Here is a 21948-nt window from a genome sequence, read left to right on the forward strand (position 1 = left end):
GGGTTCCGATCTCTTCACCTTCACAGTCACTGATGCCGATGGTGCGCTGGTGACGCAGAGCATGACGGTGAATGTCAGCGGCGGGGATGACGCACCAACACTGGCGGCAATAACCACGGCAACGATTGCCGAAGTAGATCAGTCCGCCAGCACTAGCGATGCCAATCTCAGTGGCACCCTGGTGGGCGCGGATGTCGATGGTGACACTCTGATTTACGGTATTAACACAGGGATTATTACTGGCAGCGGCAACACCATCACAAAAGTGGGCACGTACGGCACGCTGACGCTGGACAGCAGCAGCGGTGCTTACAGCTACATCAAGAATGACGCGGCGATCGAAGCACTGGATGACGGCGAGTCGGTTTCTGATCTCTTCACCCTCAGCGTCACTGATGCTGACGGTGCGCTGCTGACGCAGACCTTGACGGTGAATCTCAGTGGCGCCGATGATGCACCGACGCTGGCGGCGGTCACGGCGGCCAGCATTGCCGAGATAGATCAGACCAACACTACCCGTGACAGTAACCTCAGCGGCACTCTGGTGGGCGAGGATGTAGATGTGGAGCCCTTGACCTTCGGTATCGATGGCGGCACAGATAACACCGACGGCACTTACAGTAAGGTAGGTATTTATGGCACCTTAACCCTGACCACCGCGACCGGTGCTTACCGCTACATCAAGAATGATGCGGCGATCGAAGCACTGGATGACGGCGAGAGCGGCAGCGACACCTTCACTTTGAGCGTCACCGATGCTGACGGCCCATTGGTGAAGCAGACTTTTACGGTGAATGTCAGCGGTATATACGATGCCTCGAACCTGATCATTGATAGTAACCCCGCTCAGGTTCTGCCACCTAACTCATTGTATTCGCCAGCGACGCTTGGTGAGCCTTCTGCTGATATCAGTAAGAGTACGCTGGGTATACATATTGACAGTATTGATAGGTTGTCAGAAACACTGTCTGCACTGAGCCGCTCAGATACCGGTATACAGCCTGCTCAGTGGCTATTGCCGGACGGAGAATACACAGGTGTAACACTCTCGGCAGTGTATAACCCGAGTGACTACCTGGTCAGTATTAGTGAGTCTTTTACCTATACCTTACCTGAGGGAATCTTTGCTCATAGTGATAGCAGTGCTTCTGTCAGTCTGGAGGCGACTCTTTCTGATGGTTCTGCATTGCCCGGCTGGTTAAGTTTTGATCCGGATACCGGTGTTTTCACAGGTATCCCTACGCCGGAATATGAAGGACAAGAACTGCTTGTTGTGGTCACGGCTAAAGACTCAGCTGGCCTGAATGCACAAGTGACATTCCGTTTAAAAGTTCGTCTGCATCAGGACGAGGTTGCAACGCAAGTGTCGGGCAAGCCCGACATTAATGATGAAATGGATCTATCCACATCGTATGCTGTGCCTGACGATGCTGCTGAGCCATCGGGCGAGCAGGTTGTGAGGGGTAAGCAAGGGCTTTCTGCGCAGCTTTTAGCTGCCCGTGAACCTTCTGTTCTTGATCAGTTATCCGATGCATTAGAGGCGGTTTTCGCCCTTAATGAGAGCCGTTGATTATTATGATAAATTCTGTAATTCCGCATATTACGGGCATGAACGGCAATCTCTGTTCTGCTGGTGTACTAAAAGAACACATTATATTTAATGAGAACGATTTGATGACGACTGATGTTAACGATAGAGGAAGTAAGCTGTACAGGAAACTGTTAGCAGGGGTAGCGCTTGTTGTTCTGCTTGGGGGATGTTCGATTCAGCCGCAGTTTATTACAAAGGATGAGCAAAAAGAGTTAGTTCGCGCTGATCGTGCGGATATGTTTGCTGATCAGGAAGCGATTACCGGCCCTGTTACGCTGGAAGAGGCGATTGCCCGTGCGATAAAATATAATCTTAATTACCGTCTATCCATGATGGAAGTTGTGCTTAAGAATGGAGAATTGGATTTAGAGCATGTCAATATGCTACCCCGGGTTGCTGCCAGCGCTGGCTGGATTACCCGCTCTAACGATAACCTGAATAATAGCCGCAATGTAGCAACAGGTGTGGTCTCGAATAATCCCTCGATCAGTCAGGATCGTGACAGAAATACAGCAGATTTGACAATGACCTGGAATGTACTCGATTTTGGGGTTAGTTTTCTGCAGGCGAAACAGAATTCCGATCAGGTTTTTATTGCGCAGGAAAAAAAGCGCAGCATGATCAATCAAATTGTTCAGCAGGTGCGAACTGCATATTGGCGGGCCGCTACCACGACTCCTTTGGCGAAAGAGGTTCAGCCACTGCTGGTACAGGCGCAGCAGGCACTTCAGGATTCTCAGGTTATTGAGCGTAAACGCCTGGTCGCGCCGCTCGTGTCCTTAGGTTACCAGAAGGGGCTGGTTGAAATTATCCGCAACCTGGAGCAAGTTCAGAACGATATGATGGTGGCGAAAGTTGAGCTGGCATTATTGATGGGGCTGCCGCCGACGACTGAGTTTGAAGTGGTGCTGCCTTCGATGGATCAGGTAGAGATTCCCACTGTTAATTTCGATGTTTTGGATATGGAGCGCACGGCGCTTGTTAATCGCCCAGAACTGAGAGAAGAAGCGTACCAAAAACGCATCACGGCACTGGAAAGTCGTAAGGCTCTGCTGCGATTAATGCCGGGTTTGACATTTAATGCAGGCATTAATTACGACAGTAACTCCTACCTGGTTAATAACCAGTGGAATGAGGCGGGTATGCGTGTTAGCTGGAGTCTGATTAATCTGGTGTCCGGACCTACAATTAAACAGATCTCCAAAGCGCATGAAGAGATAGGTGATTTCAGGCGTGTCGCACTGGCGGTCGCAGTCATTACTCAGGTGCATGTCGCTTATCAGGACTTCCTTCGCCGAGAGCATGCTTATCAACATATCAGTATGTTGAATAATATCGAACAACGTATATATGGCCATATTAAAAATGCGTCGCTCGCCAATGCGCAGACTCCGTTACAGGAAATTCGTGGAAAACTGGCGGCCCTGCTGGCCGAAGTCAGTCATTATCAATCCTATGCGGAGTTGGATTCGGCTATCTCAAATCTGTATGTCACGATGGGGCTTAACCCTGTGCCGGAGGTGATCGAAAGTGATGATCTGTATACGCTTAAGACGGCGATCGGAGATGTAATGCGCCAATGGAATCGTGGTGAAAATATAGCGCTGATTAAGGCTGAATCATTTTGAAGATCTCATTTTTATTGTTTGAGTATAAGTGGTTACCATGAATATATTAAAGTCTAAACAGAGGTTTTGCGGGCTGTTTGTGCTGTCGTGGTTGGCGCTTCCGGTGGGTTACGCGGCTGAGGCGCAGTCCATGGATTCTGGTTCAGTTCGTGCTCAACTTGTGGCGCGCCATAACGTGATTTTATCCAGTGAACTCTCCGGTAGGGTTGATGCATTTCCGAAGCTGGAGGGGCAGTCATTTAAGAAGGGGGATAAACTTTTCGGTCTGGATTGCACGCTGCATCAGGCTCGGCTGGCTAAGGCGAAAGCACTCTATGTTGAGGCGAGACAGGTCAATCAGGTGAATACTGATCTTGATCGGCTTGGCTCGATCAGTACGCTGGAAATGGACGTATCAAATGCACGCCTGGGAGCGGCCGGCGCCGAAAAAACAATGATGAATGCAGTGGTTGATCGTTGTCAGATTTATGCGCCTTTTTCTGGCAAGGTCGTGGCCAGCTTTGTGGAACGTCATCAATTTGTAGCCGAAGGGCAAGAGATGTTATCAATTATCGATGATGCCCCCTTAGAAGTTGAAACGCTGGTCCCTTCGAATTGGTTAATGTGGCTCAAGCCTCAACAGGAATTTGAACTTGAGATTGATGAGAGTGGTCGTCGTTTAACTGTTCAGGTGTCGCGTATCTCGCCGGTCATTGACCCGGTTAGCCGTTCTGTGAAGATCTTTGGGCGTCTGCAACGTACGGATCCCGGTCTCATGCCGGGCATGAGCGGAGTAGCTATCTTTGCTAAACCCTGAAAACTCATCAACAATTAATCCTGCTGCCAAGCCCCGGGCGGACGTTGCTGGCTCTGATCGATCCCTGCGCCTGCTGGCTCAGGTGCTGGAACTGGAAAAAAGGGTCAGACATTGTGAAAGTGAAACAGAAATTGGTTTTACGCTGTGTAACGAAACTCACAATCTGGTGCGCTATCGTCAGAGTCTTTTATGGAAGCATAGCACTGCCGGACAGGGCAAAGTCATTACTGTTTCAGGGCTGGTGACACCGGAGAAAAACGCCCCCTTCATCGTTTGGATCAGCAAGGTTTTTCGTCACCTCACACTATCCGACTCTATTGAACTTAAACCTTTAGGTGCTCCGGATCTGCCAGAGGCGTTGCAGCAGGAATGGTCTGACTGGTTGCCGGAACAAGGGCTACTCGTGCCGCTGCACTCCCCACAGGGAGAGTTAACAGGCATTCTTTTTTTGGTGCGTGAAGCACCATGGAATGACTCTGAACTCACTCTGTTAGCCAGTCTGGCCGATGCGTACGGGCATGCCTGGTTCGCGCTTAGTGGCAAAAAATCGCTGTTGTCTTCGCTTACTATTAACAGGAACAAAGTCACTCTTTTACTGGTTATATTGTTCGTGGCGCTGTGTTTTTTTCCGATACGTCAGTCAGTGATAGCTCCGGCAGAAGTCATTCCGCGTAACCCGGTTATTGTTCGCAGTGCCGTTGATGGCGTCATTAAGGAGTTTCAGGTTCAGCCCAATCAGGTGGTTAAAAAAGACCAGCCATTGCTGGTGTTTGATGATGCGCGTATTGCTAATCAACTGGAGATAGCCATAAAGGCGATGCAGAGCGCAGAAGCTGAATACCGCCAGGCAGCCCAACAGGCTGTTTTTGATAGCAGCAGTAAAGCGGGTTTATCGGCATTACGTGGACAAGTTGAACAGCATGCCGCAGAGGTTGGATATTATCAGGGGTTACTGGAGCGTATTGTTATTCGCAGCCCGCGGGATGGCATTGCCATCTTTGATGATGTCAATGATTGGGTTGGTCGCCCGGTAGCCTTGGGTGAGCGGATTTTGCTGGTGGCTGATCCAAACGATGTTGAACTCGAGATTCAGTTGCCGGTCGCTGATGCGATTGCGTTGGAGAGCGGTGCTGATGTGCAGTTATTCCTGAATGTATCGGCACATAAGTCAATTCCGGCAGAGTTACGGTTTTTAAGTTATCAGGCCAGCATGAATCCGGCCGGAGCCTTTGCCTATCGGCTCGTTGCTGAATATCGTAATGCTGAGGATTTGCCCCGCATCGGACTCAAAGGGTCGGCTAAGCTCTATGGCGAGAAGACGATATTGGCTGTTTATCTTTTGCGGCGTCCCTATTTCGCAGTGCGTCAATATCTGGGCTTATGAGTAATCAGAGCTTATTGCCGCCTTTGCGGGAAGAATTATCTCTTTTTAAGGGAGGGCGTGCAGCCGATGGCTCGCCTTTATGGGTTTTGCATGACCCGGTGGTCAATCGGTTCTTCAGGCTGGGGTGGTTAGAGTTTGAGGTGCTGAGTAACTGGTACCGCCAATCTGCTCAACTGATAGCGACTCACCTGAATGCGACCACGGCGCTTAAAGTAAGTGTTGAGGAAGTAGAGCAGGTAGGTAAGTTTCTTTCCGCACATAATCTGATTCAACTCACCGGTCAGTTGGGGACTGAACGTCTGATGCAGCAGTACAGGTCGCAGCAGGTCGGACGCTTTAAATGGCTGTTAAAGAACTACCTGTTCGTGCGTATCTCCATTATTCGCCCGGATCGCTTTCTGAACGCAACGCTGTCAGCGGTTGAATGGCTATGGTCGCCTGTCTTTCTGTTGATAATTGCCTTTAGTGCTATTTTGGGATTGGTTCTGGTACAGCGCCAGTGGGAGACATTTCTGGCAACTTTTCCGTATATGTTCAGTGTGCAGGGAATGCTGATTGTTGGTGCCTCATTGGTGGCGGTGAAAGTGTTACATGAATTTGGGCATGCCTATGCTCTTAAAGCATTTGGTTGTCGGGTACCCAGCATGGGGGTAGCGTTTTTGGTGCTCTGGCCGGTGTTGTATACCGATGCCAGCGATTCCTGGAAACTGGTGTCGAGGCGTCAACGCCTGATGATTGGTGCGGCCGGCATACTGGTTGAGCTATCTTTGGCAGCGATCGCTACACTGCTGTGGTCATTCATGGCCGATGGTCCGTTGCGCAGCGCCGTATTTCTGATTGCCACAACGACCTGGATCGCAACACTGCTAATTAACATGAACCCCTTTATGCGTTTTGATGGTTACTACCTGATGTCGGATTGGCTGGAAATGCCCAACCTGCAGAATCGGGCATTTGCATTGGGGCGCTGGCGTTTACGTGAAGCTTTATTTGGCTTTGGTGATTCGCCTCCCGAGTACTTTCCAGCATCTAGACAGCGCTTTTTAATTATTTATGCTTTTGCAACCTGGCTGTATCGATTCTTTCTATTCCTCGGGATTGCGTTGTTAGTTTATTTTTTGTTTTTTAAGGCGCTGGGTATTTTTTTGATGATGGTGGAGCTGTCTTGGTTTATTTTTATGCCAGCTTTTAATGAGGTTAAACAATGGTGGATGCGTAAAAAGGATATGAGGCTGAATAACAAAATGGTTAGCACGCTGCTGTTCATAGTTTCGTTGCTGATTGTCCTGCTTTACCCCTGGGATACCCTTATATCACTGCCGGGTGTCTGGCGTGCAGAGCAACAGACACAAGTGTTCACGTTGCAGGAGGGGCAGGTCACTGACGTATTGGTCGATCTGGATGATGCTGTAACGACAGATCAGTTACTGGTTCAACAGTATTCACCTGATCTGGATTACGCCATTGTGCAGGGGCAGCATCGTATTCAAATGATTAATACTCAGTTGGGTTTAAAAGGTGTTAGTGCTGAATTACAGCAACGCTCTGCGATGTTATGGAGTGAACTTGAGGCTGAACGCGCAGCGCAGCAGGCGCGCCTGCAACAGCAACAGCAACTGAGTGTTCGCAGTAATATTGATGGTGTTCTGGTGGATCGACTGGGGACGCTTTCAGTGGGTGACTGGTTGCCGGCAGGTACTTTTCTGGCAACTGTGGTGGGGCCTGATTCCGGACTGCTGGAAGCCTATGTTACCGAACAGGACCTGATGCAGATCAGCCTCGGTGCTAAAGGATGGTTTTATCCAAATGACGCATTACTTGAACCTGTGGAGGTCATCGTTGATGCAATCGATTCAGCGAGTAGCCGCATGTTAACTGAACCCTATCTGGCTTCAATCTATGGGGGGGGCATTGCAGTACGCGAGTCTAAGGATGGTACTTTGATACCTGAAACACCCGTTTATAGGGTGCTGTTGCGTCCGGATTCGAAATTTCGCGCACCTGCACAGGTGATGACGGGAAACTTGCGCCTGGAAGGGGAGAGTCGAAGCTTTATCGAACGATTCATCACTAAAGCCAGTGCAATACTGGTGTTTGAGAGCGGTTTTTAGTCGGCTCTGGTATACGTCATTGTCAACTCAGAGGGGAGGTTCGTGAGAGGAGGGCAGCAATAAGAGTTCTGTCTCTTACTTATCCCATCCGGCTATTTCTCCTTATTGCGTTACGTTTTTGCGTTACAATGGCAGTTTTACTTCTAAGAAGTGTATGTACTATTTTTAATGCTGACTAAAAAATCAATCTATCGTCTTGTAATTATCTGCTTTGTGGCATTTCTTTGCTTGCTGGGCTACAGAATATGGCTTCTCAATAGCAGTAAATTCATCAGTTTTGATAAGCAATTAGAAGAGATCTCAGGTATCGAATTTGATAAAAATTTGCAACTATGGGCAATAAACGATGGGGGAGATTCACCCAGGCTTTATCAGTTAAGTGCCAATGGTGAAATTAAGCGCACTATTGAAATAGAAAACGCCAAAAACTGGGATTGGGAAGATATGACCCAGAACGATTTCGGGCATTTCTTTATTGGTGATTTTGGTAATAATGACAACGATCGCGAATGGCTGACTATTTACAAAATTGAAAACCCAATTGATATTAAGTCTGATACAACCCACGCAGAAATCATCAAATTTACCAACCCGGAATTCAAGCCGGTAGAGGGTCAGGTAGTACGCAAAAATGCACATTACGATGTGGAAGCTTTTATTTATTTTCAGCGCAGTCTTTATCTTTTTACGAAAAATCGTAGCCGCCCTTTTGATGGAAAAACACGGCTTTACCGTATAGGCGATTATGCGGCAAATTTCGAAACAGAATACATCAATGAATTCGCAACCTGCACCACCATTAAAGAGCTGTGTTGGATCACATCGGCCGCCTTAAGCCCTGATCGGAGCAAACTCGTGTTACTGGATTCGGAGCGCTTGTGGTTGATTGAAAATTGGCAAGGTGATGACTTCTTCTCCGGAGATGTGTATCAGATTGACCTGGGTATCGTGACTCAAAAAGAGGCGGTTACATTTTATAATAACGAGGTCATTGTGTTTACCGATGAGGTGTTTAGCGGGATCGGCGGCAATGGCTATGCTATTAAGCTGGATCAGGTTAAGAAAAAATTAATTCAAAAGTCTGGAAAAACGATCAATGCCTGGGATACAAACGAGGAGCTGTCAGCAGAATAGCAGGGTGAGATCTAACGTCCTGTCAGATCTGTAGAGAAGCTGTTCAACAAGGGCACTTAATGATTTTCTGTCTTATTTTTAAGTGTTTCAAAGTGCTCAATATGTTGATCTAAGTTTTCTTCCAGCATGTCAGAATACTGCTTTGAGAACCAGGCTAATGCGTCGTTGCGTTCCGCGGCCAGATCCTTAGATTTATACGCCGTTTCATGGGCACTAAAACGTGCAGAGGCATAGCGTAATGCCGACCCTACATCTTCCAGGTCTTTATTTTCCGATGTTACTAAACGATTGGCTAGTTCAATAAACTCATCAGCCATTTTAAATAAATTCGAAGCCGTTTCTTTACTGGCCATGTGTGTTGTACCTATGTGAGTTGAGTTTTGCACTTACTTTACAAGAAGTATCATGCAGGATGAAAGACTGAATGGCTATCTGAGGTCGATGCGCTAGCCGATGAGGTTGATATCAACCTCATCGCCGGGAACTATCTTCTGTAAGAAGTCGTTTATTTTAAAACAAGATTGAAGCTTACTGGTATTGAGTGACCAATATTTGAAAGTCCCGCCAGTTCACGCAGTTTATCTATGCCGCTATCCAGGCCGAAGTCGGCCGCCTGTATAATGACCGGCTGCTGACTGGATGCAAGAATAGTTTTACCGTCAGACATCAGAGTAATGTTGGCAGTAATGGGCTTTTCTAAACCATGAAAATTTAATACACCTGCAATGTTACTGTTAAGAACTCCCCCTTGCTTAATGGTGTTGAGTGTTTCGCTGGTTAGTTGAGCCGTTAAGGTGGCTACTTTAAATTTTTCAGTATCAAATAGGTGCTCGCGCATCCGCTCATCACGGATATCTATCTGGGTTTTTATGCTGTCCAAATCCAGTTTAATCTCCAGTGCCCCGGCATCGTTTAAGTTGCCCTGAAGTTGTGTGATATGAAAAACTTCTGCGACATCTACATTTTTGATTGAAATGAAATTAAGTGAAGATTGAGCATTATCCAGTTGCCAGTCTGCCTGTGCCGTTAAGCTCAGCATACTACCCAGCGCTATGGCTAGTAGTGCTTTGGGTGCCGTGAGTTTAGCGTAGTAGTGGTTCATGGTTGATCTCCTTATCTTGAGTATTTGTATATTTATGCAACAGTGTATTGCTTTGATTCTTGTTTGTCTGTTTTGTTCAGTTATTGAGTGTGCTACCTAAGGAGCGTAACCTTCCTTTCCTTGTTGAAAATTTTTTAGAGTATCAGTTAGCAATGCAGATCAGGGATTATCGATCACAGTTTTGGCAGGGTGTCAGGGATCTGATGCCGCTGGTATCAGGCGTGCTACCGTTTGGTCTGATTGTTGGGGCTAATGGTGTGGCTCTGGATATGAGTCCCGAATTGATCATGGGAATGACGGTGATGTTTTTTGCCGGGTCGGCGCAGTTAGCCGCCATGCAGCTTATTCAGGAAAATGCAGCGTTTGTCGTGATTGTGTTAACCACCATCGTCATTAATTTACGTTTTGCTATCTACAGCGCGACGTTTGCCCCGCTGTTTTATCCCCTGAAAAAACGCTACCGCTTGCCTGTTGCGTACATTTTATCTGATCAGGCTTATGGCCTGTGCATTGCGCCTGATCAGCAGCAACGCTCGGATGCTGAACGTATCAGTTATTACTTAGGTACAGCGCTGGCGTTGTGGGTGAGTTGGGTGTTGTCTGTGCTATTGGGTATCGCGGTCGGAGCCAGTATTCCACCTGAATGGATGCTGGGCTTTACGATTCCTCTGGCGTTTCTTGCGATGTTAATGTCGACGATTACCAATCGGTTATTGCTGATTGTTGCGGTGGTTTCAGGGTTAGCCGCTATCTTTTTACAGGGGCTGCCTTATAACCTGGGTTTTGTGTTGGCTGTGGTTTTTGGTGTGGTTGCGGGTTTGATATTGCCGCGTATCGCTGGCCGTTCTTTTAATTCAGTGATGGGGCGTCCGCATGAGTGATTGGAGTTTGTGGGGGCTGTTTTTTATGTGCGGCCTGGCCACTTATTTGATACGCCTTTCTTTTATTCAGATGCATGGAAAACTAGGGCCACTACTAGCGCGCTGTCAGCCGGTACTCTTGTTGTTACCCCCGGCGATTTTAGCTGCTTTATGTATCCCCCCGATTGTATTCAGTAAGCAAGCCGATGGCTTACAAGTAGAGTTGGCGCAAATTCTGGCAGGCTGCGTTGCTGTTGTTTTGGCTAGCTATTTTAAAAGTTTGCTGTGGCCAATTTTGGGCGGTATGACTTTTTTATGGGGCTATCGCTGGTTGATCGGTTGAATACGGCTGGATAAAAATCCAGCCCAACACAGTCGTTATTTACACTTCAGCGATTATTTGTCCTATCAAATTACCCACCTGCATATCACTTGTACGACCAAAGAGGTTATGTCTTATTTGTCCCTGCTGGTCGATTACAATCAGTGTGGGGGTGCCTTGCATATAGTAGGCGGCCATTGTTTTGGGTATGGGCCCGGTGCCTGAAGGGGTGTCTACGGCGATAGGAAATGTTAAGCGATATTCTGCCGCGAAGGCTGTCAGCGCTTCTACAGTCATTACGTTGTGATGTTCAAAAACAGTATGCAGGCCAATAACCTGAACATCGTCTTGTGAGTACAGTTCGTGTATAGCGCTTGCTTGTGGAATGCCATGTACCACACACGCCGGGCATAGCATTTGAAAGGCATGGATAACGATAACTTTACCGCGTAAAGCAGATAACTTGAGCGGCTGCTTCGTGTTAAGCCAGGTCACTACTTCCAGTTCGGGTGCTTGTCCGTAGGTGATGATGCTTGTCATGTCGTTTCTCCATTGTTTATGAGAAAGAAACATCCTTGTCGCTAAGTTCATTGTTTGCTGGTTTATATTGCCGGGAAGCCTTAAATCAGCCGAAGTAATATCTATGACATTAACAACACATAAAAGTGGTGCGTGTACTACTTTTTGTTTTGACGTTGAATAAAAGTCTTCCGGTCAATACCGCGCCGCCGGGCGAGCATCTCTTCTACCTTTGGCCGGTTGAGTGAATCATTTCCCCAGAAAAGCTCGCCATCCACGATAAAGGTCGGCACACCAAAAACATCTCGCGCAATGGCTTGGCTGGTTTCGTGTCGGAGTTCGGCTTTTGCATCAGGTGTTTTAATCGTATTGAGCATTTCGCGACTGTTTAAACCGAGTGATTCAAGTACGTTGGCAAGGTCTGCTTCAGAGGCAAGGTCAATTTCGCGAGACCATCCGGCTTCAAAGATGGCGCTGATAATTTACCAAATACGACAGGATGTGCATTTAATGTCAGGCCGTATTTTGTGCAAATAGGCTGTATCCAGCGCCAGCTGAAATAGGCGTACGGAGACAGGTAGCCGAAGTAGAAATCCAGTTGCCGGGCTGTCATAAGGATGCCTTTTCTGCTGTTAGTAAATCAGAACCTGTTTAATGGAAAGTATTTAACCCGAAAGCGCCTGTTTTATTGTTGTTTTTCGATTTGAAAGCACAAATGACAAGATGCCAGATGTGAAAATAATTGCCAGGCCCAACAGACTGTAGGCGTCTGGCCATTCATTAAAGAGAAGAGCGCCTAATATGGCGGCTGTTACCAACTGAGAGTAGACGAACGGCGCTACAATGTTGGCATCTACGCGGCGGCTAACCTCAATAATAATGAGGTTACCCAATGCCGAGGCTAAAGAAGAGATCATCACTAACCCGGCAATGTAGCTATCAACTGTCTTTGGGATGTCCGGGATGCCGGCAGGTGCTAATGCGATGCTGCCGGCGAGTAATGTTGATACCAGTATCAAGCGTGGCCGAAAGAAACCCGAAAGCCAGCGGTTAGCCACTAACATAGCGCCATAACAAACGCCGGCAATGACGGCGAACAGCATTCCTGTTGTGAGACCAACGGCTGGCTTTACCACCAGCGCGACACCAGCAAAACCGATAAATAATAACACTGAGCGCAGTAGTGTTACCCGCTCTTTCAGTACCGCTGCTGCAAGAAAATAGGCCACAATCGGCCCGATAAAAAAAATACCGAAGGCGTTGGCGATGGGCTCAGTTTTGAGTGCAGAGATCATACAAAAGATAGCAGTGGTGAAGGGCACTGCACGACATAGCAAGCGCCAGTCATAGAGTAACTTTAGCTCTGAGCGCACTAAACCACTAAACGGAAGAATAATGATAAAGCCTATTAATAATCGGCTCCATGCAATAAATGCCGGAGAAACCCCTGCTTCGGTGAGTAGCTTCCCCGCTGAGTCGCCTATGGGAATTAAACTCATTCCAAGCAGAATCATCGCAAGTAAGGCATGTTTACTATCAATGTTCATTAAATTTGATATCCATATAGTGCGATATGAACGAGCGGGTTAGTATCTGGTTCAATACTAACCGAATAATTCATTTGGTTTCTTTGTTTTCGTGACGTTCGTCATTAGACTGACAGAGGCGATGGCATAAAAGGAGAATATGATGGCTGCTTTAATTTCGGGTGATCGCCTCCGGTTTGTACTCGGCCGGCTTCGTGAACGGCTGTGGTTAAAACCATTTGTTGTTTGCCTGTTATCCATCGCTTGTGTGTTTGCAGCAAAAATCGCAGATAGCAATGCTCTGTTAATTCAGGTTCTGCCCTCTGTTACAGCGCAATCTCTGGATACTCTATTGTCCATCATGGCCTCGAGTATGTTGGTAATCGCTACTTTTTCGGTAACATCCATGGTGTCGGCCTATAGTTCGGCCGCCAATACAGCGACGCCCCGGTCATTTACGTTGATTATTGCCGATGATGCATCTCAAAATGCTCTCTCTACCTTCGTCGGTGCATTTATTTTTAGTATTGTGGCGCTTACCGCCGTTAAGAATGGCTACTTCGAAAAAGCAGGGTTGTTGCTCCTGTTCTGCCTGACGGCGGTTGTATTCAGCATTGTCATTATTACGTTTGTACGCTGGGTTGACAGTATTGCGCGTCTCGGGCGCATGGGTTCGACGATCAACAAGGTTGAAGAGGCGACCGCTAAGGCGCTGAAACGACGTCGGGATGCGCCAACACTTCAGGGGATAAGAATGCGATCCCCGGCAAGAGGGCAGCCTGTGTTTGCCGTCAATACAGGGTATGTGCAGCATATTGATATGGCGATGCTGCAAAAATGGGCAGAAGAAGCTCAGGTGCGGCTAGTGGTTACTGCCTTGCCGGGGACGTTGGTGGGCCCGGGCCGGCCAGTGGCTTACGTTAGTAGCAGTCCGGATGATGCGGCTGACATTGATTTCACCTGTGTTATTGATGCTTTCCATTTGGGTGTTGATCGCCTTTTTGATGATGATCCACGATTTGGTTTGGTCGTGCTGTCTGAGATTGCCGGGCGTGCGTTATCGCCAGCGGTTAACGATCCGGGTACGGCGATTGCTATCGTGGGGTCTTTTCTAAGGCTGTTTACGCAATGGAGTGAACCGGTGACTACAGGATCTCAGCAAGCACCAAAATATGAGCGCATTGAAGTGTCTGAAATTTCTGTTCAGGATATGTTTGATGATGCTTTTACGGCGATTGCACGTGACGGTGCGGGTGTGGTTGAAGTGTCGGTGCGCTTGCAAAAGGCGCTGCACTCCCTTGCAACAATAGACGACCTGGAGATGCGAAATGCGGCGGGCTATCATGCGCAGCTGGCGTTAAAACGTGCACGTCTTGCTATGAACGTGGAAGAGGATATTGCCGTTGTGCAGGCAGCCGCTCAGTTTTCGCAAGATATCGTTTCGTCAAAAAATTACAGCCCCCCGGATTACAAACAGTAAAAATTTCACATTTAATCAGCCTTGCTGAAGACGTACGAAAAGCGTTAGTGGCCTAACACGTCTCTTAACTGTGGTGCTGCCCAATCGAGGAAAGCTCTCACCCTGATGGAGAGTAGGCGGTTGTGGGGGTAAACAAACTGGACAGGGATAGCGGTTTTTTCATATTCAGGGAGCAGACGGATGAGTTGGCCTTTTGTTAACGCTTCATCTACCTGATAGTGCAATAACCGCGTGGCTCCTAAGCCACTGATAGCCGATGCCAGAGTGCTATCAACCTGATTGGAAGAGATCACGGTATTCATAGTATGAGTGTTGAGTGTTTCGCCGTTGTTGAAGGCCCACTGATTACTGTGTGGATTAAAAACAACGATAGGCCATTGGCGCAGGTCATCTGGTGTTTTAGGCTCACCTAGCATTTCTACTAAGGAAGGGCTGGCGCAAATGATATGACGTGTGACGCCCAGCGGCATGGATATGAGAGACGAGTCTGCGAGGTGTCCTATACGTATAGCAAGATCAAAACCCTCATCGATGATATTAACCACACGGTCGACTAACGTGAGTTCCACACGTAAACCCCGGTGCTCGCTTAGGTAATGGTTTAGTCGAGGGACGATATGCAGACGGCCAAAGATCATCGGGCAGTAATTGATAACTTTCCCTCTGGCGCGGCGCGGCGGGCATCCAGTAAAAACTCTGCGTCGTTAATATCGGCCAGAATACGTCGGCAGCGCAACAGGTAACAGAGACGCATCTTTCTCAGCATGACTGGTTAGCTCTGGGGCGCCCAACCATTGCTGATATAGCTGTTTTTCCGTACGTTGCTTTGGCACATGAAGGTGGAATAGATCTAGCTGCATATACCTCTGTTCTGAAATGGTTCGAACGTATTAAAGCCCTGGATAACTTTATCCCGATGTCGGGCGTCTGGAGGCGATAGTCAAAGCAGGGCTCGCGTGCAGGGCTTGACTAGACTCTGCCTTGCCAGTCTGAATTCATGGGTGGATAGGTATTCATCTACCATGGTGCGTGATGCACCCTATATGTTGTTATATAACTAATTTCTTACCTGTCTGTAGTATTCCTGGGGAGTATTGTGGTCAACCTTATCTTCTATTTATCATTTTTTTCTAATTCCTGGATTGCCTTCCAGATTTTATCTGCTTCTTCCGTCAGCATTGAATAGGTATGAATGTCACCGTTTCTCTGTGCAATCATAGCTTCCTCTAGTTTGATGCTATAAGTTTTATGTAGTTTCTTGGTAGGGCTGGATTTGAATATAGAAAACATGACATTTACCTGAAAATTAATTATTAAACTCTTATACGTGTAAAACTGAAATCAGATGAGTCTTTTTGCATATTTTTTTGCGGGAGGCGGCTTAGCTCATATTTGAATTGATATGCTTCCTGATTAAGTCAATGTCTAAATCGACTTCCCCCCGTGTACTATTATTCAGTCTTTTGCTGCAAGTGGTTTGGCATAATTGGATTGACCTGTTGTACCTTTAGCTTTCTTGTTGACGAGCATAATCGCTACGAATATCAATCCGGTAGCAAAATACTCAATCGCACCGATATCTTCACCGACAATAGCAGAGCCGATAATGAGCGCGACAACGGGTGGAATATAGGTCACAGAGGACGCGGTCACAGCGCCTAGCTTGTCGATGATGAAATAATAAATGAGATATGCCAGACCTGTACCAAGTAAACCCAGGCCAAGAACCATTCCAATAGCGGCATGTAGGTCATCGCCAATTTTTTCAATACCGTTGAAGTCTGTGATGATACACAGGATTAACAGACTAAACCCTAGTTGATATGTGGTCAGGGCGGATGAAGAAATCTGTAACGGAATTATATATTTTTTAGCATAAATAAATGATGCGCCGATACTCAATGATCCTAAGACCATATACATCACACCTTCAAGGTTTGTTGAAGCCATATCAGCGGAAAAAGGTTGCGCAATAAGGATCACGCCGGAAAAACCTGCGAGCAATCCAAAAATCCGATTTTTGGTGACAGGCTCTTCAGCAAGAAATATGAGTGCAAGCAAGAGTGCGAAAATGGGAATAGTACCACTGAGGGCTCCTGCCACACCCGAAAGAAGCAGAGAAGCGCCTTTGGCGAAACCGTAGTAATAGATAGTCGTTGCCAACAATGACATGACGAAAAAGTGCCGGGCATGCTTAAGATGAGCGAGCTTTAATGCACCTTTCAGATAAGCATAGATAGCTATTGGTATAAAACCAAATGCCACTCTTAACAGAACTATCTGAGAGGTTGTTATTAATTCAGACGCCATTTTCATATAAATGAAGTTGCTACCCCAAATGATACCCAAGGCCCAAAAAGCGGTAATAGTTAGATATTTCATGCCGACCTCCACTAAGACCAATGACCTACTGGTGTAGGTTGATCAACGACCCTTGCATTTTAGCTATTTGTATTGTGGCAACAAACGATTTATTCTCGCTTATAGAATAGATAATCTATTTTATAAGCGGTCAAAATATATGGTTTTCCTTCATTGATAACGATATCAGGACATCAATAATGCACAGACCGATGCCACCGTTACGAGCCTTGGTTGCCTTTGAGGCGTCAGTCCGCCATGCCAGTTTCAAGCAGGCTGCTGATGAGTTGCATATCACCCCGGGAGCCGTATCACAACAAGTTCAAAAGCTTGAACTATGGTTAGGTTATCCGCTGTTTCTGCGTCAGGTCCGCCAACTGCAGGTAACTGATCGGGGTATGAAATATTTCAGCCGTATAGCTCCTGCTTTAGAACAGATAAGTGCTGCGAGTGAAGCATCCAGGAAGCGCTCATCAGATTCGGTGTGTTTATCTTTATCGCAAACTTTAGCGGCCAAGTGGTTGGGTCCCCGCCTTGGAGATTTTGTGAGTCGATATCCCGCCATTGAGGTCCACATTAATGCATCCAATACGCCGGTTGATTTCCAACGTGAAGCGGTAGATTTGGCAATACGTCATTTCGACGGGAAGGATCCCGCGTTGGAAGCGCACCTGATATTTGATGACGAGGTCAGGTTGTTATGCTCTCCTTCATACAGAGACTCATTTGAACTTGAATGTGCAGATCAGCTGAGCGGAGTCACCCTTATTGTCGCCAGCCCTTATCCTTTCTGGGACGACTGGCTAGCACGCTTTACGTCTATTGATGCTGCAGCAAGAAAGCAGATAACTACCATGCACTTTGACCAGACACTTCTCGCTATTGATGCAGCCAAACGGGGTCAGGGTGTTGTTTTGAGCAATGGTCTGTTGGTGCAGGAAGAGTTAGTGCGGGGAGAGTTGGTTGAGCCGTTTGCTTACAGACTACCTTTGGATAAAAGCTATTACCTGGTGTATCCCGGACACCCGCCGCTCAGTCCCACCGCCTGCATTCTGAAAAACTGGTTACTAGCGCAGGCATCCAATGTAAACATGGATGGAATAATCTAAACGCAGTTCATAAAAGCAAGAGAAAAAACAAAAATAGTTACTCACACAATCTGTGGATAAGTCTATGTATTACATATGCACATCTTCTCTGCAGCCCGTTATATAAGGGCTGCAGAGATGTGTTGTTTTTACAGCCTATTTTTAAGCTTCGCTGATTATTAGCTGTTCTGCTTGTTTGATCGGGAATACACGATCGTATCCCAGTCCGAAAAGGAATGTATAAACCACCACTGCTGCCATCATGCCAATATCTAATAACAGGGTATTAATGAAGCTCATTTCTAGCCACCACATGATTAATGGCAGGGTAAAAAAGAGCAACAGCAGCTCAAACCCCAGAGCATGATAAATTCGATGTGTCAGGGTGCGCTCGGTTGGAATACGTCCCCGGCTAGTGTCAAAATAATCATAAGCGTAGTTATAAAAGTAGTTGGTTAACATGGCGATGAGGCTGATAACCAGCGCTAAATAACCCATTTCCAGGAGGTCGCGTTGTAGGATAAAGGTCATGGCCGCCGTTGAGCTGCCGAGCAAAATAGCTTCGAATAACAAAGTATAACGTAGCCTGTCCAAGCCGCTACGTATAACGATATTCCCCGTCATTTTACCTGTCGTATGAGCTGTCATATCCTTTGCCATGGTGCGCTCCCAATTTACTTTGTAAAAGATTATTTTGTTAAAGGGTGGTTGGTTAACTGACGAGTATATTAAAGATAATATTGATGTTTTATAGTTAGAATGTATCTATTCTTTAGATAGGTAAGCAGATAGATAAGCAGTAAGCTGGCTGGTTTTTTTCGCAGGTTATCCAAGAGTGTATGAGCAAGATGCCAAGTATTGAACAGTTAACGTGTTTTGTTGTGGCTGCTGAATCAGGTTCATTTTCAGCGGCGGCGCGTCAGTTAGGCAAAGTACAGTCGGCGGTGAGTACCGCGATTAGTAACCTTGAAATTGATGCAAACGTTGAGCTTTTTGATCGAAGCAGCCGTAGTCCCGTGCTTACAGAAGCGGGCCAGGTGTTGCTTAAATCAGCCAAAACAGTTTTGCATAGTCATCACGAATTTAATGCCCATGCGGCTTCGTTGAGCAGCAGAAATGAAGCATCGCTGTGTATTGCCATTGAACAAAATGTCGCTACGCCTATTCTATTGACGGTGTTAGAGCGTTTTGCGGAAACGTTTCCCTACATCACGTTAGAATTGCTTGATCCCGGCAGTGGTGATGTTGCAGAGCTGGTGCGTAGCAATCGAGCGGATATAGGCTTGATGATTCAGCAGGAATATTACCCGCAAGGTTTTAGTTTCCGGGGTATCGGGCACTCACGCGTGATTCCTGTAGCGGCCCCCGATTTTCCGTTAGCGCAAATCAAACAGGTTACCCATGCTGATCTTAGGCAGCATAGACAAATTGTCGGGCGCAGCTTAGATCCGGATAATCAGATGCACGAGCGTTACACCGTGAGCCCGCAGGTGTGGTTATCAGAAAGCCCCTTCGTCATCCTGGAGTTGCTTTGCGCCAATATAGGCTGGGCATTTTTGCATGAGGCTGTGGTTAAGGAGAAGTTACACTCAGGTGAGCTGGTAGTACTTGATCTGGTCTATGAGCAAGCCGGTATTGTGCAAGGTATTGATCTGGTCTGGACAGAAAATCGTGCGCTGGGAAAAGCGGGGCAGTGGTTATTGCAACAGCTGCAAAGCCTGCGTTTTGAGGAATAAAGCAGGCGTTGTACTAGGTAATTCTTGAACTCTTACTGGTATACGATTATCGTTCTTTGCACTAACGCCCGATCAATATTACGAGCGGATAAGCGGGTGCCCGGGGCCAATAATGACGTTAGATTAGCGTGGTATTAACCTTATATAGGATGTGTTAAATCGTGATTGCGTTGTTCTTAAAGTGCTTGCTGGGTGCTGCAGCCGTGTTGTTGATTGCCTTGCTTTCAAAAAATAAAAGCTTTTTCATCGCCGGTTTAGTACCGCTGTTTCCTACTTTTGCACTGATAGCGCACTATATTGTAGGCGTGGAACGGACGATGGATGACCTTCGCGTCACCGCACTGTTTGGGCTTTACTCATTAATTCCGTATGCAGGTTATTTGGTTTCGGTTTATTTTTTAAGCTATAAATATAGTCTGTTTTGGACTCTGTCAGTGGCAACCGTCATTTGGTTAGCTTTTGCATTTATTTTATTGCTGGGGTGGATGAAACTCCATCCATCGGTGGTGTGATATAAGCACCCCTATCTGATGTAAACGTTACATCATGGAGTTGAATCCACTAAAGAAACGTCACGATGATTAGTGAAATACTTGAACTCCGCTCCGCACAAGTTGCGTATATTAGTAGCCTGATGGCGGGGTAATGTATGGCTATTGCTGTGCAAATTTTACGTGGTAAGAATCAGCGTTTGGTTGGTTAAAATCAAATCGAACAGTGATTATCAGTACTGTAATGGTGCTCTTAACCTCAGTTATCATGATTGTTGCTGAAAACATGATTTCTCATCTGGATTTTTAGAGTGACCAATCAATGATATCAATACTTTTATGGGATATTCTTTTTGACCGATAAAAATCTAAAAATATTATGTGATATTGCGACTCAAGCCCACAGCCGGATTAAACAGGATTTTGAAGAGATAGATCCTATCGTAGGTGTGAGCCAGAAGATGCGGGAAAGTGGAATTGCTGCTGACGTAATGACTATTGATTGTTTGAGAAGCGGGAAGCGCATTATTCTTATATTGCATGATCAGCAGCCTGATATTATTAGTTATCAGTTTACCTTCAAAACGCAAGATCCTGCAGAGCAGTTTGAGCATGTTCCTCTGGCTGAATTATCAACAGATAAACTCTACGATTGGATGAAAGACTATTTTTCAAATGCGCCTCATGTAAAACACTGACCAACTTCAGCCTTACAACAAGGGCCGTCTGAGTTACAGTTAAGCTCATAAGCACATTTTAGTACTATGTAGATTGACTGCTGTTTCTGGATTAAGCCAGAAAGTGGAGGTAATTATGGAAAACGCTGCACAAGCTCAATCCACCTTTCCCTGGGATCAATTGGTTTTAAAGCTTATCGATTGGCCATTTCTTTTATTTATCATCGTTGTTTTTCTGATTTTTTTGATGAAGGATCAGTTAAAGGGATTGGTAGACCGCTCAAACGTGAAGATAACATGGGGGGATCGCTCAATTGAGTTGAATGAACTGGCTGATAATGTTGATCAGGATATTGACCCTATTAAAGAACGTATTGATTTAATTGAAGAAAAGTTGGCAAAAATTACCACGGATGAGGTGCCAACAGAGCAAGTTAATTCAGATCCAGAGCCGACTACTGACGATATATACAAGGTTCTTCATGTCGGGTTAGCCAACCCTAAATACAAATACCGTACGGCGTCCGGGGTCGCGAAAGACGCTGAGATACCGATACAGACAGCGCAGACAATATTAACGTCAAATCCGAATATCCGGGTGGTTAAAGCTCGTGACGGAAAGGAACTCTATGCGCCTCGATAAATTTATTTGTAAAAGTACTCAGCTAATAAGGTCTGAAGCAACAGTCCTGCTTCACTCTGGTATTGTCCTGGTGAATGGTGAAGTCATCAAAGATGAAGCTACTCAAGTACACGAAAATAATAGAATTACTTTAAATGGGGAGGTGTTAACGGCACGTGCTTCACGTTATATCATGATGCATAAACCAGCGGATACGATCTGCTCCAACATTGATGAAATTTATCCCTCTGTGTTTAACTATCTTGATGTAGAGAAAGCGCAGGACCTGCATATCGTGGGGCGTTTAGATGCAGATACTACGGGTTTAATCCTGGTCACGGATGATGGGCGCTGGTCGTACAATATCACTACGCCTGAAAAACAGTGCGCCAAAGTTTATCGTGTGCAATTACGTGATACCGTTGCCGGTGATGTTATTTCCAGATTTTCCCAGGGTGTTCTGCTTCAGGGTGAGGCGGCCTTAACTTTGCCTGCTAAACTCGATGTGATCAGTCCAAAA

27 protein-coding genes are annotated in these 21948 nt (G+C 46.5%); 16 read left to right on the forward strand and 11 right to left on the reverse strand.

Annotated features, from left to right (window positions below; all coding sequences use genetic code 11):
- From ABY436_RS11525 to ABY436_RS11550, 6 genes are all read left to right on the forward strand, one after another.
- On the forward strand, window positions 1-1570 hold a 1570-nt coding region (locus ABY436_RS11525; RefSeq protein WP_372739120.1), incomplete at its 5' end, for a VCBS domain-containing protein.
- Between the two features lie 104 nt (window positions 1571-1674).
- On the forward strand, window positions 1675-3219 hold the full coding sequence (locus tag ABY436_RS11530; RefSeq protein WP_372739121.1) for a TolC family protein: 1545 nt from the start codon (window positions 1675-1677) through the stop codon (window positions 3217-3219).
- Window positions 3220-3256: 37 nt separating this feature from the next.
- A complete protein-coding gene (locus ABY436_RS11535) occupies window positions 3257-4015 on the forward strand; it encodes an efflux RND transporter periplasmic adaptor subunit (protein WP_372739122.1) in 759 nt (252 codons plus the stop codon).
- Window positions 4002-5399 carry an efflux RND transporter periplasmic adaptor subunit gene (locus ABY436_RS11540; RefSeq protein WP_372739123.1) on the forward strand — a complete coding sequence of 466 codons (1398 nt, stop codon included), beginning with the start codon at window positions 4002-4004 and terminating at the stop codon, window positions 5397-5399. Before ABY436_RS11535 ends, ABY436_RS11540 begins: the two co-directional genes overlap by 14 nt.
- Window positions 5396-7510: a site-2 protease family protein gene (locus tag ABY436_RS11545; protein WP_372739124.1), complete on the forward strand. Its 2115-nt coding sequence runs from the start codon at window positions 5396-5398 to the stop codon at window positions 7508-7510. Before ABY436_RS11540 ends, ABY436_RS11545 begins: the two co-directional genes overlap by 4 nt.
- 168 nt (window positions 7511-7678) lie before the next feature.
- Window positions 7679-8644 carry a hypothetical protein gene (locus ABY436_RS11550; protein ID WP_372739125.1) on the forward strand — a complete coding sequence of 322 codons (966 nt, stop codon included), beginning with the start codon at window positions 7679-7681 and terminating at the stop codon, window positions 8642-8644.
- 56 nt (window positions 8645-8700) lie between these two features.
- Here ABY436_RS11550 and ABY436_RS11555 read toward each other — a convergent pair whose 3' ends face one another.
- Window positions 8701-8997: a DUF3144 domain-containing protein gene (locus ABY436_RS11555; RefSeq protein ID WP_372739126.1), complete on the reverse strand. Its 297-nt coding sequence runs from the start codon at window positions 8995-8997 to the stop codon at window positions 8701-8703.
- Between the two features lie 152 nt (window positions 8998-9149).
- Window positions 9150-9746 carry a YceI family protein gene (locus tag ABY436_RS11560; RefSeq protein ID WP_372739127.1) on the reverse strand — a complete coding sequence of 199 codons (597 nt, stop codon included), beginning with the start codon at window positions 9744-9746 and terminating at the stop codon, window positions 9150-9152.
- An 89-nt stretch (window positions 9747-9835) separates the two neighbouring features.
- Here ABY436_RS11560 and ABY436_RS11565 point away from each other — a divergent pair, with 89 nt between their 5' ends.
- Together ABY436_RS11565 and ABY436_RS11570 are read left to right on the forward strand one after the other, a co-directional pair.
- The gene (locus ABY436_RS11565; protein ID WP_372739128.1) at window positions 9836-10627 is read left to right on the forward strand and encodes an AzlC family ABC transporter permease; all 792 of its coding nucleotides are present in this window, start codon (window positions 9836-9838) and stop codon (window positions 10625-10627) included.
- Window positions 10620-10949 carry an AzlD domain-containing protein gene (locus ABY436_RS11570; protein WP_372739129.1) on the forward strand — a complete coding sequence of 110 codons (330 nt, stop codon included), beginning with the start codon at window positions 10620-10622 and terminating at the stop codon, window positions 10947-10949. Before ABY436_RS11565 ends, ABY436_RS11570 begins: the two co-directional genes overlap by 8 nt.
- 39 nt (window positions 10950-10988) lie before the next feature.
- Here ABY436_RS11570 and ABY436_RS11575 read toward each other — a convergent pair whose 3' ends face one another.
- The 4 genes from ABY436_RS11575 to ABY436_RS11590 form a co-directional block, all read right to left on the reverse strand.
- Window positions 10989-11468, reverse strand: coding sequence for a redoxin family protein (locus ABY436_RS11575; RefSeq protein ID WP_372739130.1), 480 nt, complete (start codon window positions 11466-11468; stop codon window positions 10989-10991).
- A 137-nt stretch (window positions 11469-11605) separates the two neighbouring features.
- The gene (locus tag ABY436_RS11580) at window positions 11606-11929 is read right to left on the reverse strand and encodes a DsbA family protein (protein WP_372739145.1); all 324 of its coding nucleotides are present in this window, start codon (window positions 11927-11929) and stop codon (window positions 11606-11608) included.
- Window positions 11836-12060 carry a hypothetical protein gene (locus ABY436_RS11585; RefSeq protein ID WP_372739131.1) on the reverse strand — a complete coding sequence of 75 codons (225 nt, stop codon included), beginning with the start codon at window positions 12058-12060 and terminating at the stop codon, window positions 11836-11838. Before ABY436_RS11585 ends, ABY436_RS11580 begins: the two co-directional genes overlap by 94 nt.
- 52 nt (window positions 12061-12112) lie before the next feature.
- Window positions 12113-12994 (reverse strand): DMT family transporter, encoded by an 882-nt coding sequence (locus ABY436_RS11590; protein WP_372739132.1) that lies wholly within the window; start codon window positions 12992-12994, stop codon window positions 12113-12115.
- A 142-nt stretch (window positions 12995-13136) separates the two neighbouring features.
- On the opposite strand from ABY436_RS11590, the gene ABY436_RS11595 reads away from it, so the two are divergent.
- A complete protein-coding gene (locus ABY436_RS11595) occupies window positions 13137-14453 on the forward strand; it encodes a DUF2254 domain-containing protein (RefSeq protein WP_372739133.1) in 1317 nt (438 codons plus the stop codon).
- 44 nt (window positions 14454-14497) lie between these two features.
- On the opposite strand, the gene ABY436_RS11600 is transcribed toward ABY436_RS11595, so the two are convergent.
- Both ABY436_RS11600 and ABY436_RS11605 read right to left on the reverse strand, forming a co-directional pair.
- Window positions 14498-15091 (reverse strand): LysR substrate-binding domain-containing protein, encoded by a 594-nt coding sequence (locus ABY436_RS11600; protein WP_372739134.1) that lies wholly within the window; start codon window positions 15089-15091, stop codon window positions 14498-14500.
- Window positions 15088-15219 carry a hypothetical protein gene (locus tag ABY436_RS11605; protein ID WP_372739135.1) on the reverse strand — a complete coding sequence of 44 codons (132 nt, stop codon included), beginning with the start codon at window positions 15217-15219 and terminating at the stop codon, window positions 15088-15090. The genes ABY436_RS11600 and ABY436_RS11605 overlap by 4 nt, the downstream gene beginning before the upstream one ends.
- Before the next feature lie 27 nt (window positions 15220-15246).
- Here ABY436_RS11605 and ABY436_RS11610 point away from each other — a divergent pair, with 27 nt between their 5' ends.
- On the forward strand, window positions 15247-15393 hold the full coding sequence (locus ABY436_RS11610; protein ID WP_372739146.1) for a hypothetical protein: 147 nt from the start codon (window positions 15247-15249) through the stop codon (window positions 15391-15393).
- Window positions 15394-15566: 173 nt separating this feature from the next.
- On the opposite strand, the gene ABY436_RS11615 is transcribed toward ABY436_RS11610, so the two are convergent.
- On the reverse strand, window positions 15567-15743 hold the full coding sequence (locus tag ABY436_RS11615) for a DUF6435 family protein (protein WP_372739136.1): 177 nt from the start codon (window positions 15741-15743) through the stop codon (window positions 15567-15569).
- Window positions 15744-15908: 165 nt separating this feature from the next.
- Window positions 15909-16835 (reverse strand): DMT family transporter, encoded by a 927-nt coding sequence (locus ABY436_RS11620; protein WP_372739137.1) that lies wholly within the window; start codon window positions 16833-16835, stop codon window positions 15909-15911.
- Window positions 16836-17014: 179 nt separating this feature from the next.
- On the opposite strand from ABY436_RS11620, the gene ABY436_RS11625 reads away from it, so the two are divergent.
- Window positions 17015-17923: a LysR substrate-binding domain-containing protein gene (locus tag ABY436_RS11625; RefSeq protein ID WP_372739138.1), complete on the forward strand. Its 909-nt coding sequence runs from the start codon at window positions 17015-17017 to the stop codon at window positions 17921-17923.
- Window positions 17924-18064: 141 nt separating this feature from the next.
- Here the strand turns inward: ABY436_RS11625 and ABY436_RS11630 are convergent, their stop codons facing one another.
- Window positions 18065-18562, reverse strand: coding sequence for a PACE efflux transporter (locus tag ABY436_RS11630; protein ID WP_372739139.1), 498 nt, complete (start codon window positions 18560-18562; stop codon window positions 18065-18067).
- Between the two features lie 179 nt (window positions 18563-18741).
- Between ABY436_RS11630 and ABY436_RS11635 the strand changes: the two genes are divergently transcribed.
- The 5 genes from ABY436_RS11635 to ABY436_RS11655 all read left to right on the forward strand — a co-directional run.
- Window positions 18742-19638 (forward strand): LysR family transcriptional regulator, encoded by an 897-nt coding sequence (locus ABY436_RS11635; protein ID WP_372739140.1) that lies wholly within the window; start codon window positions 18742-18744, stop codon window positions 19636-19638.
- Between the two features lie 161 nt (window positions 19639-19799).
- Window positions 19800-20150 (forward strand): GlpM family protein, encoded by a 351-nt coding sequence (locus tag ABY436_RS11640; protein ID WP_372739141.1) that lies wholly within the window; start codon window positions 19800-19802, stop codon window positions 20148-20150.
- 332 nt (window positions 20151-20482) lie between these two features.
- A complete protein-coding gene (locus ABY436_RS11645) occupies window positions 20483-20827 on the forward strand; it encodes a hypothetical protein (protein WP_372739142.1) in 345 nt (114 codons plus the stop codon).
- 115 nt (window positions 20828-20942) lie between these two features.
- Window positions 20943-21449, forward strand: a complete 507-nt coding sequence (locus ABY436_RS11650) for a hypothetical protein (RefSeq protein WP_372739143.1) — start codon at window positions 20943-20945, stop codon at window positions 21447-21449.
- The coding region (locus ABY436_RS11655; RefSeq protein ID WP_372739144.1) for a pseudouridine synthase at window positions 21436-21948 on the forward strand (513 nt) is incomplete at its 3' end. The genes ABY436_RS11650 and ABY436_RS11655, both read left to right, overlap by 14 nt.

This window comes from Neptunomonas sp., from assembly GCF_041601355.1.
Classification (GTDB): domain Bacteria; phylum Pseudomonadota; class Gammaproteobacteria; order Pseudomonadales; family Balneatricaceae; genus Neptunomonas.

Excerpts from the sequence above, each read along its gene's own strand:
- ABY436_RS11575 (WP_372739130.1), bottom strand. The coding sequence starts at position 11,468 with ATGACAAGCATCATCACCTACGGACAAGCACCCGAACTGGAAGTAGTG.
- ABY436_RS11620 (WP_372739137.1), bottom strand. The coding sequence starts at position 16,835 with ATGAAATATCTAACTATTACCGCTTTTTGGGCCTTGGGTATCATTTGG.
- ABY436_RS11600 (WP_372739134.1), bottom strand. The coding sequence starts at position 15,091 with ATGATCTTTGGCCGTCTGCATATCGTCCCTCGACTAAACCATTACCTA.
- ABY436_RS11615 (WP_372739136.1), bottom strand. The coding sequence starts at position 15,743 with ATGTTTTCTATATTCAAATCCAGCCCTACCAAGAAACTACATAAAACT.
- ABY436_RS11630 (WP_372739139.1), bottom strand. The coding sequence starts at position 18,562 with ATGGCAAAGGATATGACAGCTCATACGACAGGTAAAATGACGGGGAAT.
- ABY436_RS11560 (WP_372739127.1), bottom strand. The coding sequence starts at position 9,746 with ATGAACCACTACTACGCTAAACTCACGGCACCCAAAGCACTACTAGCC.
- ABY436_RS11555 (WP_372739126.1), bottom strand. The coding sequence starts at position 8,997 with ATGGCCAGTAAAGAAACGGCTTCGAATTTATTTAAAATGGCTGATGAG.
- ABY436_RS11585 (WP_372739131.1), bottom strand. The coding sequence starts at position 12,060 with ATGACAGCCCGGCAACTGGATTTCTACTTCGGCTACCTGTCTCCGTAC.
- ABY436_RS11625 (WP_372739138.1), top strand. The coding sequence starts at position 17,015 with ATGCACAGACCGATGCCACCGTTACGAGCCTTGGTTGCCTTTGAGGCG.
- ABY436_RS11635 (WP_372739140.1), top strand. The coding sequence starts at position 18,742 with ATGAGCAAGATGCCAAGTATTGAACAGTTAACGTGTTTTGTTGTGGCT.
- ABY436_RS11605 (WP_372739135.1), bottom strand. The coding sequence starts at position 15,219 with ATGCTGAGAAAGATGCGTCTCTGTTACCTGTTGCGCTGCCGACGTATT.
- ABY436_RS11590 (WP_372739132.1), bottom strand. The coding sequence starts at position 12,994 with ATGAACATTGATAGTAAACATGCCTTACTTGCGATGATTCTGCTTGGA.
- ABY436_RS11595 (WP_372739133.1), top strand. The coding sequence starts at position 13,137 with ATGGCTGCTTTAATTTCGGGTGATCGCCTCCGGTTTGTACTCGGCCGG.
- ABY436_RS11545 (WP_372739124.1), top strand. The coding sequence starts at position 5,396 with ATGAGTAATCAGAGCTTATTGCCGCCTTTGCGGGAAGAATTATCTCTT.
- ABY436_RS11550 (WP_372739125.1), top strand. The coding sequence starts at position 7,679 with ATGCTGACTAAAAAATCAATCTATCGTCTTGTAATTATCTGCTTTGTG.
- ABY436_RS11570 (WP_372739129.1), top strand. The coding sequence starts at position 10,620 with ATGAGTGATTGGAGTTTGTGGGGGCTGTTTTTTATGTGCGGCCTGGCC.
- ABY436_RS11535 (WP_372739122.1), top strand. The coding sequence starts at position 3,257 with ATGAATATATTAAAGTCTAAACAGAGGTTTTGCGGGCTGTTTGTGCTG.
- ABY436_RS11530 (WP_372739121.1), top strand. The coding sequence starts at position 1,675 with ATGACGACTGATGTTAACGATAGAGGAAGTAAGCTGTACAGGAAACTG.
- ABY436_RS11650 (WP_372739143.1), top strand. The coding sequence starts at position 20,943 with ATGGAAAACGCTGCACAAGCTCAATCCACCTTTCCCTGGGATCAATTG.